The 12,662-nt window shown below is 60.3% G+C and carries 10 protein-coding genes; all 10 read right to left on the minus strand.

All coding sequences use genetic code 11. The annotated features are described in order from the left end of the window. Window positions 1-224: 224 nt before the first annotated feature. The gene (locus tag AC1DPR_RS30805) at window positions 225-1,649 is read right to left on the minus strand and encodes an efflux transporter outer membrane subunit (RefSeq protein WP_477817896.1); all 1,425 of its coding nucleotides are present in this window, start codon (window positions 1,647-1,649) and stop codon (window positions 225-227) included. A gap of 157 nt (window positions 1,650-1,806) precedes the next feature. Next, window positions 1,807-4,911: an efflux RND transporter permease subunit gene (locus tag AC1DPR_RS30810; protein WP_018860332.1), complete on the minus strand. Its 3,105-nt coding sequence runs from the start codon at window positions 4,909-4,911 to the stop codon at window positions 1,807-1,809. 44 nt (window positions 4,912-4,955) lie between these two features. Beyond that, window positions 4,956-6,176, minus strand: coding sequence for an efflux RND transporter periplasmic adaptor subunit (locus AC1DPR_RS30815; protein ID WP_018860331.1), 1,221 nt, complete (start codon window positions 6,174-6,176; stop codon window positions 4,956-4,958). 137 nt (window positions 6,177-6,313) lie between these two features. Continuing rightward, window positions 6,314-6,916, minus strand: coding sequence for a TetR/AcrR family transcriptional regulator (locus AC1DPR_RS30820; RefSeq protein ID WP_018860330.1), 603 nt, complete (start codon window positions 6,914-6,916; stop codon window positions 6,314-6,316). A 102-nt stretch (window positions 6,917-7,018) separates the two neighbouring features. After that, window positions 7,019-7,963, minus strand: coding sequence for a phosphoribosylaminoimidazolesuccinocarboxamide synthase (locus AC1DPR_RS30825; RefSeq protein WP_026372222.1), 945 nt, complete (start codon window positions 7,961-7,963; stop codon window positions 7,019-7,021). Between the two features lie 82 nt (window positions 7,964-8,045). Continuing rightward, the gene (locus AC1DPR_RS30830; protein ID WP_477817897.1) at window positions 8,046-9,797 is read right to left on the minus strand and encodes an SLC13 family permease; all 1,752 of its coding nucleotides are present in this window, start codon (window positions 9,795-9,797) and stop codon (window positions 8,046-8,048) included. A 98-nt stretch (window positions 9,798-9,895) separates the two neighbouring features. After that, window positions 9,896-10,591 (minus strand): phosphoribosyltransferase, encoded by a 696-nt coding sequence (locus tag AC1DPR_RS30835; RefSeq protein WP_018860327.1) that lies wholly within the window; start codon window positions 10,589-10,591, stop codon window positions 9,896-9,898. Between the two features lie 4 nt (window positions 10,592-10,595). After that, window positions 10,596-11,402, minus strand: a complete 807-nt coding sequence (locus tag AC1DPR_RS30840; RefSeq protein WP_026372221.1) for a pseudouridine synthase — start codon at window positions 11,400-11,402, stop codon at window positions 10,596-10,598. A 181-nt stretch (window positions 11,403-11,583) separates the two neighbouring features. After that, on the minus strand, window positions 11,584-11,790 hold the full coding sequence (locus tag AC1DPR_RS30845) for a hypothetical protein (RefSeq protein ID WP_037218028.1): 207 nt from the start codon (window positions 11,788-11,790) through the stop codon (window positions 11,584-11,586). Between the two features lie 138 nt (window positions 11,791-11,928). Then, window positions 11,929-12,264 carry a hypothetical protein gene (locus tag AC1DPR_RS30850; protein WP_018113492.1) on the minus strand — a complete coding sequence of 112 codons (336 nt, stop codon included), beginning with the start codon at window positions 12,262-12,264 and terminating at the stop codon, window positions 11,929-11,931. Window positions 12,265-12,662: the final 398 nt, after the last annotated feature.

Genomic DNA, 12,662 nt, shown 5'->3' on the forward strand with positions numbered 1-12,662 from the left:
GAGCGCGAAGCTCTCTCAACGGTTCGACGAAGCCTCGAAATGCGCAAAGGGTTCTGCTTTTTTACGAACGAAAGTTCAGGCCCGCTAGGACCAACCGCTCTGCGCATCGTCACTGCGGTGTTGCAATCACCTCAATGGCAAACGAGGCCSGTGCATCATAACCGATGCACCGGCCTCGCAATGTATAAGCCCTGCTGTTGGCGGGGCTTGACGTCTCATGTGGCTCAGCTTGCCTTTGGTGGCGCGGTGGTCCGCGGTGCGCCCGGATTGTAGCCGCCGCCGATGGCGACGTTGAGGGCGACATAGTCCTTGGCCATCTGCTGGATGGCTGCAGCAAGACTTGCCTGGGCCAGCGACACCTGGCGCTGCGCATCGAGCACATCGAGCAGCGAAGACGCACCGTCCTTATAGCTGGCGGTCGACAGTTCCAGGGTTTCCTGCGTCGTCTTCACCTGGGCGCGCAGCGCTTCCACCGTCTGGGCGTCGCGGCGCACCGCCGAGAGCGCGTTCTCGACCTCTTCGACAGCGCTTAGCACCGTCGATTTCCAGGCGAGATACTGCGTCTTGGCATCGGACTTGGCGATGTCGACATTGGCGCGCAGGCTGCCGCCGTCGAAGATCGGCAGCGTCAGGGTCGGGCCGAAGGACCAGCTGGTCAAGCTGCCGCCCGAGACGCCGGCCACCTTGACATAGCTCGGCGAGATCGAACCCGACAGGGTGATCGTCGGGTAGAGCTGCGAGATGGCAACGCCGATATTGGCGGTAGCGGCGGCGAGATTCCGCTCGGCGACGCGAATGTCGGGCCGGTTGCGGATCAGGTCGGCCGGGACGCCGGAGGCAATGCCGCCGCGGAAGATCGGCTGCGGTGCGCCCTTCAGGAGCTCACCGAGCAGTGAGCCGGCCGGCTGGCCGAGCAGCGTGGCGATGTGGTGGGCGGCGACTCGGATATTGGTTTCCAGACCGGGGATTTCGGCCTGCGTCGACTGCACCAGTCCTTCGGCCTGGACGACGTCGAGGCGTGAGGCGGCGCCGGCTTCGAGCTGGAACTTGGTCAGCTCGTAGGTTTCCTGGCGCGACTTCAGGTTGGCGCGCGACAGTGCCAGGCGCTCCTGGAAGAAGCGCAGGTCGATGTAGGAGTTCACCAGATCCTGCAGGAGGGTGAGCTTGGCGACGTCGGCGCTGGAATAGGCGGCATCAAGGCTTGCCTGTGCGCTTTCCTTGGAGCGGCGATACTGGCCGAAGAGATCGAGTAGCCAGGAGACGTTGGCTTCGCCGGCGCTGATGTTGGTGGCGCCGCCTGAGACGCTCCGCTCACCCATCGTGCCGCTCGTGGTGTGGCTGGCACCGACCAGCAGGCTCGGCAACGAACCGGCGCCGGCCACGGTGACGCCGCCAGCTGCGGCGTTGATGCGTTCTAGGGCCTGCTGTACCGAGAGGTTCTGGTTTAGTCCCTCGCCGACCAGGCCGTTCAGCCTGGTGTCACGATAAGCCGTCCACCACGCTGCCGTCGAGACGTCGCCTATGTTCTTGGCGCCGCCCTCGCTGAACTTCGACGGAAGCGGCATCTCCGGAGGAACATGGTCCGGGCCGCTGACACAGCCCGCGAGCAAAAGCAGAAGCGCCGGAGAGGCAAAGCGAAAAGATGCCATTAAAAATCTTCCTGTAACTCGACCAAATCTATTCTTGTCAGAAGCCTTCATGCTTCGCTATCGGCCGCGCTTCGCTCAAATGAGAAACACCATCCCGAAGCAGTCGGCGGCAATGTATCAACGAGTCTCCTCTTCTCACAGTGCATTTATATCACACTCACGCTTCATTTTTTTGCGTCCGCGAGAAGATCCGGCGGATGACAACGAAGAATGAGGGGACAAAGAAGATGCCGAGAGCCGTTGCTGCGAGCATGCCGCCGAGCACTCCGATGCCGATCGCGTTTTGCGCTGCAGAACCGGCGCCGGTTGCGATTGCAAGCGGTACGACGCCTAGAATGAAGGCAAGCGATGTCATGATGATGGGGCGTAGGCGCAGGCGCGCTGCCTCAAGTGTCGCCTCTAGCAGTCCCATTCCCGTTTCCATTCTGTCCTTCGCAAACTCCACGATCAGGATCGCGTTTTTCGCGGCAAGACCTATGGTCGTAAGCAGGCCGACCTTGAAGTAGACGTCGTTCGCCTGGCCGAAGAACGTTGCGGCAGTGAGGGCCCCGAGGACGCCGACCGGTACGGCCATGATGACGGAGAACGGGATCGACCAGCTTTCGTAAAGCGCTGCCAGGCAGAGGAAGACGACGAGGACGGAGATCGCGTAGAGCATCGGTGCTTGCGAACCCGACAAACGTTCCTGGTAGGAGATACCTTGCCAGGCGACGGTGTAACCGCCGCCCAGCTGCGCGGTCAAAGCTTCCATTTCGTTCATCGCGTCACCCGAGCTTACGCCCGGTGGGGACGCGCCGTCGAGCGGGATGGCGCTTACTGCGTTGAAGCGGGCGAGCGTCGGGGCGCCCTTGACCCATTCTGTGCGGGTGAAGGCGGAGAAGGGCACCATCTCCCCGCTCGAGTTGCGGGCATACCAATGATCGAGATCGTCAGGCTGCATGCGGAATGGCGCATCACCCTGCACGTAGACCGGCTTGATCTCGCCGTTCAGCGTGAAGTCGTTGACGTCGCGGCCGGTAAAGATCACCGAGAGCATCGAATTGACCGCGGAAATATCGACGCCCATCGCGCCGATCTTCTCCTGGTCAATGACGATCTTCATCTGCGGCTCGACTTCCTTGTTGTTGCTGCGGAGGGCAACGACCTTGCCGCTGGTGTTGGCCATCTGGATCAGCCGCTTCGAGGCAGCATCCAGCGCATCGGTGCCATGACCGCCGGTATCGACGAGATACATGGAGAAACCGCTCGAGACACCGAGACCCTGGATCGCCGGCGGCAGCAGCGCGAAGACCTGCGCCTCGCGGAAGGTGAAGAAGGTCTTGAGCGCCCGCGTCACGACAGCCTGGGCATGCAGGTTTGGTTCCGTGCGTTCCGAGAAATCCTTGAGCTTGGTGAAAACGATGGCGCTGTTCTGGCCAGAGCCATTGAAGCCGAAACCAAGCGCGCCGAAGACGGACTGGACGGCATCCTTCTCGTTCTCGCGGTAGTATTTCTCGACCTTCTCGACGACAGCTTGCGTCTGCTGTGTCGTCGAACCCGGAGGGGTGGTGACGATGGTCAGCAGAACGCCCTGGTCTTCCTGAGGAAGGAACGAGCTTGGCAGGCGATTGAAGAGATAGGCGCAACCGACGCCGATAAGAAGGAAGACGAGCATGACGCGGATCGGCCGCTTCAGCAGGTAACTGATGGTCCTGACATAGCCGTTGGTGGAGCGTGTGAAGTTGCGGTTGAACCAGTCACCGATGCGGTGCTTCTTGTGCTCGCTTACAGGCTTTAGCATCGTCGCGCAGAGCGCTGGCGTCAGCACGATCGCGACGAGGGCAGAAAGCAGCATTGCCGAGACAATCGTCACGGAGAACTGGCGATAGATGATGCCGGTTGAACCGCCGAAGAAGGCCATTGGAATAAAGACGGCCGTGAGGACGAGCGCGATACCAACGATCGCGCCGGTGATTTCGCCCATCGACTTCTCGGTCGCTTCGAGCGGCGACAGCTTCTCTTCCGTCATGATGCGTTCGACGTTCTCGACGACGACGATCGCGTCGTCGACGAGGAGGCCGATCGCCAGCACCATGGCAAACATTGTCAGCGTGTTGATCGAATATCCCGCCATGGCGAGAATGCCAAAGGTCCCGAGCAGAACCACCGGCACGGCGATCGTCGGAATAAGCGTTGCCCGAAGATTCTGCAGGAAGATCAGCAGCACGATGAACACGAGAACGATGGCTTCAATCAGCGTGTGCACGACCTTCTCGATCGACAGCTCGACGAACGGTGTTGTGTCGTACGGATAGGTGATTTCCACGCCTTCCGGCAGGCCGCGGCTGATGGTGTCGAGGGCAGAGCGTACGCGGGCGGCAGTATCGATGGCGTTGGCGCCGATGGCGAGGTTGACGGCAAAACCGCTCGATGGCTGACCGTTGTAACGGGAGGAGCCGCCATAGCTCTCCTGGCCGATCTCGATGCGTGCCACGTCGCTGAGGCGCACGGTGGAACCGTCCTTTTCGACCTTCAGAATGATGTGCTCGAAGTCGGAAACGGTAGTGAGCTGGCTCTGCGCCGTAATGGTCACGTTGAGCTGCTGGCCTTCAACTGATGGCTGGGCGCCAAGCGATCCAACGGAAACCTGGGTGTTCTGTGCTTCGATTGCGGAGGTCACGTCGCCTGTCGTCAATTGGTACTTCAGCAGCTTGTACGGATCGAGCCAGACGCGCATGGCGTAGCCGGAGCCGAAGATATTGATGCTGCCGACGCCTTCCAACCGCTGGATCTGATCTTCGATGGACGTCGACATGATGTTGCCGAGGTCGACGGAACTGCGCTTGCCGTCGGTCGAAACGAGCGAGCCGACGAGCAGGATGCTCGACGTCGAGCGGGTGACGCTGATGCCAGCGTCAATGACATCGCCCGGCAGCTTGGACTGCACGAGCTGGAGCTTGTTCTGGACCTGAACCTGCGCGATGTCGGGGTCGGCACTGGTGCCGAACGTCAGCGAGATGCTGGCAGAGCCGGTCGACGAGGTCGAGGTCATGTAAGTCAGGTCGTCGAGGCCGGTCATGCCGTCTTCGATGATGGTCGTCACCGATTTCTCGACCGTTTCGGCACTCGCTCCGCGATAGGTCGCGTTGATCCGCACCGTCGTCGGCGCGATATCGGGGTATTGCGAAATCGAGAGCGTAAAGATCGCGAGCAGGCCCGCGAGCATGATCGTAATCGCGATGACCCAAGCAAAGATCGGGCGTCGGATGAAAAACTTGGCCATTGGCTTACTGTTCCTGTGCGGCTCTGATCACGGTTCGTCGCGAATTACTTCGCGGCGGGCTTCTGCGCTTCACCGGATGCGGCCTGATCAGCGGGCACGACGATGCCCTTGTCATTGATTTTCATCGGCATTGGCTTGACGGGCATGCCTGCCGTAATCGACTGCAGGCCACTGACGATCAGCTGGTCGCCGTCCTTGATACCCTCGGTCACAAGCCAGGCGTTGTTCGAAGGAGATGCGTTTTCGAAGATGCGGGTTTCGACCTTGCCGTCGGCTGAGACGAACTGCGCGGTCAGCTCACCATTTGCATTTCGGCTGGTGGCAAGCTGCGGCAGCGCATAGCCTTGCTCCGCGCCGAGTTCCAGCGTCGCGCGGACATACATGCCGGGCAAGATGATGTGATCTGGATTCGGGAAGCGCACGCGGATGATAAACGTCCCGGTCGTCTCGCTGACGACGGACTTCGACATGTCGAGCGTGCCCTTCTGGTCATATTCCTTGCCGTTTTCGAGGATGAGGCGGAAGGCGGCATTGCCGGCGTTGCCCTTGACCTCGCCGCTGCGGATCGCGTCGCGAAGCCGCAGCAGGTTGGTGCTCGACTCCGTCAATAGAATGTAGACCGGGTCCAACTGGCGCACGGTGGTGAGCGCCGTCGTCTGGTTGGCCGCGACGACGTTGCCGACGTTGTATGCCGTCTGGTCGATAACGCCGTCAAACGGCGCAGTGATCTTCGTGTGGTCGACATCGATTTCGGCGGCAGTCAGCGCTGCCTTCGCGGATTCGACCTCGGCCTGCGCCTGCAGAAGGTTGGTGCGTGCGGTCTCAAGCTCGATCTGCGTCGCGCCCGAGCCGACTAGGCGCTGGTAACGATCGAAATTGCTTTGCGCGCTGGGAACGCTGGCTTCGGCCTTGGCAATGGCGGCGCGCGCTTGTGCAGCGGTTGCCAGGTAAGGTGCGTCTTCGATCTGATAGAGGACGTCGCCCTTCTTGACTTCGCCACCTTCCTTGAAGGGGATCTCGCGGATGATGCCGCTCACCTGCGGGCGAATGTCGGCGATCTGCGAAGCCTCGGCGCGGCCAGGCAGGATCGTGGTGACGGGGAAGGTGGCCTTCGTCAGGGATATCACGCCAACCGGCGCGGCTTGCTGGGCGGCGGCTGCACCCGCGGCCCCGGCCGCGCCCTGCTTGTTGCCGCTGTCGCTGCATGCGGCGAGGACGCCGCCGATCGCGAGGGCGGAGGAAACGAGGAAAATGCGCCGTATCATAATGAATTCCTTGTGCGGTGGCGTCCGAACCAGTGACCTTCTTCAACAAGCAAGGCCGATCGTCGATCCAGAATCAAATGCCACTGATCCGAATTTAAGAAAGACTTTACGAAGTGACGTAAGTTATGAATCGTCACTTAGCAAGCGCTATTTTGCAGTGCGGCATCCACGAAAATGACGATCTGCTTTGCGCGCTGGACAAGTGTGTCCTTATCATCACGGGCGATCAGAACGGGATGCAGGACACTCGCCAGGACATCGGCAACGGTGTTGGCGGCATCTGCGGCGCTACTGCAGTGATAGCGACCTTCGGCGACACCTGCTCGTATGATTTCATCCAGTTTCCGGACGATGCGCTCCCTATATCGATTGCCGGCCTCGAGCTTGGCCTGCACCGTCATCAGGACCATTTCAAAGATGTAGGGGTTCTGCTGAATGTCCTGCAGGTGGCTGTCCAGCAGGCGCAAGACAAAGCGCAGCAACCGCTCATTCGGCGGTAGCTCATCGTCAAAGGTCGCGAAGCGGTCAGCTACATCGCCCAGATGGCGTTCAGCGATGGCATCGACGAGGGCAGCTTTCGAGCGGAAATGCTTGAAGACGTTGGCAGGCGACATTCCAAGCGCGGCAGCAATGTCGGCGATCGAAACGGCGACAAAGCCGCGTTGCCGGAACAACAATTCCGCCATGGACAGAATGTCTTCACGAGTCTCTTCGGCCTTACGTCTTGGCCTGCGTGCCATCCATTCCCCTGCCGGCACGAGGCCGGCCCCCAGTTTTCCAGATGCTAGCGCTAAGGACGGAAAGCCTGCAAGCTAATGTTGCAGGCTTTCTATGGCGCGACTTTAAGAGAAGTAGACGGACAGATTCTTGCGGACGCGCTCGACCGGCGTCGCGCCGCTGTCGTCGGGAACGAAGCGTTGCGCCGTGATGCTCTCGTAGGCCTTGATGTAGACCTCGGAGGTCTGCTGGATCAGTTCGACGGGAATCTCCGGGATTTCGTCCTTGTAAGGATCACAACGCTCCGCGACCCAGGCGCGAACGAAGTCCTTGTCGAAGCTTGTCGGGCGCGCGCCTGCCTCGAAACTTGACTGGTAGCTGTCGGCAAGCCAGTAGCGGCTGCTGTCGGGTGTGTGGATTTCGTCCGCGAGAATGATGTTGCCGTTCTCGTCCGTGCCGAACTCATATTTGGTGTCGACAAGGATGAGCCCGCGCTTGGCCGCAAGTTCCTGGCCGCGGGCAAAGAGAGCCAGCGCGTAACGCGAGAGCGTTTCCCATTGTTCCTTGGTCAAGAGCCCGCGCTCGACGATCTCGGCAGGCGTCAACGGTTCGTCGTGGCCGCCATCGAATTCCTTGCTGGTCGGCGTGATGACTGGGGTCGGGAGTTTCTGGTTGTCGCGCATGCCGTCCGGCAGTCGCATGCCGTACATCTCGCGCTCGCCCTTCTTATAAAGAGTGAGGATCGAGGTCCCCGTGGTGCCGGCGAGATAACCGCGAACGACGATTTCCACCGGCAGGATATCGAGACGCTTGCCGATGACAACGTTCGGATCGGGATAGTCGAGAACGTGGTTGGGGCAGATGTCCTTCGTCGCCTCGAACCAGTAGCGGGCCGTCTGCGTGAGGACCTGGCCCTTGTAAGGGATGCAGGTGAGGATGCGATCGAAAGCACTCAATCGGTCTGTGCTGATGATGATGCGGCGCCCATCCGGCAGGTCATAGTTCTCGCGAACCTTGCCACGGTAGTAATTGGGGAGCTCTGGGAAATGGGCTTCGGAGAGGATTCGCACGGGCTCGACCATCCTTCTGCGTTGATCGGGAACTTTTCCCCTGCTCTAGTTCCATTGCCGGGGATGTCAAGCAAACCGGCTCCTAAAGCCAGAAGAGATAGATAAGAAGTAGGGTAAGACTATAGCTCAGCACGGTCAGAGGCGCGCCGGCCTTCAGAAAGTCACTGAAGCGGTAGCTTCCGATCCCCATGGCAAGCGTATTGTTGTGGTGGCCGAAGGGTGTCAGAAAATCCAGCGAGGCGCCCGCGGCGACGGCGATCAGATAGGCCGATGGAGAGTGATGGCCGCCTGCTGCGAAGGCAACGGCGATGGGGCTCATGACGATTGCGACAGTCGCGTTGTTAACCAAAGGCGTCAGGAGCATCGACAGAAAGAGAACAAGCGCCACCCCCACGGCGGGTTCGGCCAGCGACACCATGGAACCCAGCGCCGCCGCGATGAGTTGGGCGGTGCCAGTTGTCGCGACGGCGGAACCGATCGGGATCATTGCGCCGAGCATGATGATGATCGGCCAGTTGAGATCAGCCATCGCCTGGCGAATGTTGAGGTAATTTAGGAGTGCTAGGACAAGCACGACGCCTGCAAAAGCAATATCAGGCGTCACGAGTTCGAAGGCCGTCGCGGCGACGCCTGCGGCGAAAATGGCAAAAGGCTGCCAGGACGATGCGGACATTCGGGACGGCGGCTGCGACGCCAGCGGGAGGCATTCGCACTCCTCCAGCGCTTCGGCGATCGCCCTTTGCTCGCCCTCCAAGACCAGAATGTCGCCGATCGACAGTTGCAGGTCGGCGAAGCGCCCCTCGATCCGTGGCGAGCGCATGGAGAGTGCCGATATCGTAACATCGCGGCTGCTGAACACCTCGAGAGAATGCAGCCGCGAGCCGACCAACGTGCTTTCCGGCATTACGACGGCCTCGACGTAATCGAGATCGGCAGAATCTGCGCTCGGGTGGCGCTCCGGAAGCAGGGTTCCGGACGAGTAAAGCCTATCAAAGACTGTCTCGTCTGCTTCGGCCAATAGCAGGTCGCCCGCCTCGACAACCAATTTGTCGGGCGTGCCGAAAACAAACTTGCCGTCACGCACGAGCGTATGCGGCTGCAGCGAGAAGCGATCCGGCAGGTCCGAAAGCCGAGCACCGATCAGCGAGGAGCCCGGTGGGATATGTCGTTCGGTGATCCTGCGTCGCGGTGGTGAAACCGGCTCAGCGGAGAGCGCCTCTCCATCCTTTTTCGGAAATAACCGCGGTGCAAGCCACGCGGTCATGATGATGCCGACGACGGCGACCGGCAGCCCGACATAGGCAAAGTCGAAAAGTCGAAAGCCGCTGCCGTTTGCGTTTGCCCAGGCGTTGCTGACGAGCATGTTCGCGGGCGTGCCGATCAGCGAGACGATGCCGCCCAGGAGCGCGGCAAAGGAGATCGGTATAATCAATTGCCGTTTGGGTATCGCGAGCAGGGCACTCACGCGCAGCGTCGCCGGCAAAGCGATCGAAAAGGCGCCGATGTCGTTCATGAAGATCGAGATGAAGCCGGTTGCGCCCGACAACGTCGCGATGACGGCGATATCCGAAAATTTGGCTCGCACGAAAAAATCCGCGAGCTGATCAAAAAGCTGCGCCCGTGCAAGGACCTGTACGATGAGCAGGATCTCGACGACCGTGATGACCACCGGGCTTGCAAAACCGGAGAAGATCTGTTCGGCGGAATAGAGGCGGAGGGCATAGCCGGCGAGCAGCCCGGCAATCGCGACCACTTCGATACGAAAACGCTCCAACGAAAACAGGATGAGCATCGCAAGCAGGAGGATCAGCAAGGATGCTTGCTCGAACGTCATGGTTTGCCCCGAACCTCAATCCATCAAGAGACTGTAGCGGTTCGGCTCGCACTGTATAGAGCGAAATGTTGCAATCCGCGCTCCACGCGACCGTGCATTCAGACTGCGGGGCGGCGCCAGGTGCCGGTCTCGGTCATCTCCAACATCGGGGTAGAAAAGACGCCGACTGTTCTTTCCCGCCATTGCGGTCCGACAGCATCGAGCGTTTCGCACCAGCGGCGGGACTGCAACATGGCGGCACCGATCGCAACAGGCTCAATGCCGCAGCCGGCAAGAAGCTGCAGCCCGGAAACGATCGAAGTGCCACTGGAAATGACGTCGTCGATCAGCGCAACACGCCGACCCTCCAGCAGCGGCAGCATGCGAGGATCTATATAAAGACGTTTCTGTTGGGTGGGGGTGGTAATCGAGATGAGCGCCACGGACAGGTCGTCGCGGTACCAGAACTTTCGGGACGTTCCGAGCGGCACATATCGTGTATGCCCCAGCTTCTGCGCCACGGCGGCTGCGAGCGTCAGGCCAAGGGTCGGTAGGCCGGCAACAACTTCCACCTCGAAAGGCTCCAGCTTCTCGGCAAGCGATCGAGCCAGGACATCGAGAACCTGGAAGCTTGCCTGGTTGATGATCAGGGAGGCCAGCGCATGCTGCCCGTCTGCCAACACGCGTACAGGCAGGCGAAGCTGCCGCCCATCATCCAGTTCGGCGATATAGGACGCCGAGACATCGCCGTCGCTTCTAAAGGTGCCCGGGCTGTGGATCTCCTGCCAAAACTCGTGCGCCGCCAATTCCGTCATGCACTCAATTCCATCTTGCCGTTTCCACGCCGGAACTCTGGCGCAATTCTCTTAGTTCCGCATCCGTCAAGGCACGCACCGCACCCTTTGGCAGCTCGCCGAGCGCCAGGCCACCGATCGCAACGCGCACGAGACGGAGGCATTCGACATCCAGGGCTTCCAGCATGCGGCGGATCTGGCGGTTGCGGCCCTCATCGAGTTCGACCTCGATCCAGGCATTCCTGTCGCCGCTCCTCAACAGCGTCGCCGACGTCGCCTTCAGAATTTCGCCGTCATGGCGGACCCCATAAGTCATCTGGGCCAGCATCTCCATGTCCATGATCCGGTTGACCTGGACATGGTAGGTCTTGGTGACATGGGTGAGCGGATCGAGCAGCGCCTGCGCGAAGACGGTATCGTTGGTAAAAAGCAGCAAGCCTTCGCTCGCCTTGTCCAACCTTCCGACCGGCGAGAGGTGCGGAGCCTCGAAATCCTTGAGGCAGTCGTAGACGGTCGGCCGGCCCTCGGGATCATCGCGCGTCGTGACCAGCCCGCGCGGCTTGTTCAGCATCAGGTAGATCTTTGCCTCGGCGACCACTTCGGTACCGTCGACGCGGATCTTTGCGAATGCCAGGTCTACCCATGCGGAAATATCGGTGACTTTGCGTCCATCGACCGACACGCGACCTTCCAGGATTAGCCGTTCGGCCTGCGTGCGCGAACAGTGCCCGAGCTTGGAGAGCGCACGCGGCAAAGTTACCCGCTTGCCGGATGTCTCCCCGTTCGGTCTGGCGCGTTCGCGCGATTTCTGAGGTGAGCGCCGCTGCCTCACACTGTTTCTTCCCGTCATTGCCGTTGATCAGGTTCTGACATGAACAGGGTCACGATGCCAGCAAGCCATCGACAAAACGCGGGGATAATAAGAGGTTCAAAGTGCTGCGTGACGAAAGCGCAAAAAGCGAGATGGCGCTTTGCGCGCCATCCAATTCGTCTTGGGGAGAGGGCAGAAAGCCTCAGTGGCTGGCCATGTAACCGGCGAGTTCCTGACGGCTGATAACGACACCTGCCGCTGCCTTGGCGGGGTCCGGATGGGTGTAGGACAGGGAAGGCAACTCGGGCAGTTCGAGAGCTTGACGCGTGTTCATGATGCCGACAGCCCTGCGGCCGTTGACGCCATCAACGCTGACTTCGACTATAAAATGGGCTCCCTTGCACTCCACGAATAGTCCTCCCTCTTATTCTACCGGCCGTAGTAACGGCAAAACTTGGTTTTTCTAAGACCAAAGTATTACGAGCCGCACTAAACTTCGGATCACTGCGGCTCGCGATGAATGCGGGGCGTTTCCGCTGTCACCATATCAGCGCCACCAATGACGTGGTGGCTCTTGACTGCCGGCCAAGAGATAGCCGGCTAGAAAGCCGATCGCACCGGCGAGCGCCAACGCGGTCGTCGTCGCAGCAGGATGCTCGCGGGCGGCGCCTGCGGCAGCCACACCTTCTGCCCGGATCTGCGCTACCGCGCTCTTCGCGCGGGGAAGGGCGTCCTCATAAGCCTTGCCTGCCCGGTCACGCACCTCATAGTAAGCCTCTGCGCCCTGCGCCGAGATCATTTTCTGCAGGCGGGACACTTCTTGCTGGAGTGCGGCGATATCCTTGCTGACGGATGCTCTGATGTCATCGGTAGTGGCAGCCATGTCTTTCTCCTTTTCCTTACACGAACGAGAACACGAAAAAGCTGCGATAGGTTCCGCGAGTTTTGATCCGTAAGGGGGCAGATGATCCAGTTTCGCGGAGTTTCAACCCTCCAGCGCCGCTTTTGCGCGAGCGGGAAGGAACAGAACTTCGCTGATAGGGCGCTACACGACCATCTGATCGAGGAATTTGGAGCCCCGCTGGAGGGCCGTTCAAGATCCCAAACGCGGTCTCTAGAAAATCCCACTTGAGAATCAATCTGTTACAAAAATGTCAAAAAACTTTGTCTGGCGCTGTTGACTTAGAAAAGGGGTAGGATCTATAAGCCCCCTCACTGAACGAGGGCGGCGGCGCTGCTGGCGACGAGGTCCTTCGCTCTCAAGTTTCTTTTAAGATTGGC

This window comes from Rhizobium sp. 01T417 (assembly GCF_056398905.1).

Excerpts from the sequence above, each read along its gene's own strand:
- AC1DPR_RS30805 (WP_477817896.1), bottom strand. The coding sequence starts at position 1,649 with ATGGCATCTTTTCGCTTTGCCTCTCCGGCGCTTCTGCTTTTGCTCGCG.
- AC1DPR_RS30810 (WP_018860332.1), bottom strand. The coding sequence starts at position 4,911 with ATGGCCAAGTTTTTCATCCGACGCCCGATCTTTGCTTGGGTCATCGCG.
- AC1DPR_RS30815 (WP_018860331.1), bottom strand. The coding sequence starts at position 6,176 with ATGATACGGCGCATTTTCCTCGTTTCCTCCGCCCTCGCGATCGGCGGC.
- AC1DPR_RS30820 (WP_018860330.1), bottom strand. The coding sequence starts at position 6,916 with ATGGCACGCAGGCCAAGACGTAAGGCCGAAGAGACTCGTGAAGACATT.
- AC1DPR_RS30830 (WP_477817897.1), bottom strand. The coding sequence starts at position 9,797 with ATGACGTTCGAGCAAGCATCCTTGCTGATCCTCCTGCTTGCGATGCTC.
- AC1DPR_RS30835 (WP_018860327.1), bottom strand. The coding sequence starts at position 10,591 with ATGACGGAATTGGCGGCGCACGAGTTTTGGCAGGAGATCCACAGCCCG.
- AC1DPR_RS30850 (WP_018113492.1), bottom strand. The coding sequence starts at position 12,264 with ATGGCTGCCACTACCGATGACATCAGAGCATCCGTCAGCAAGGATATC.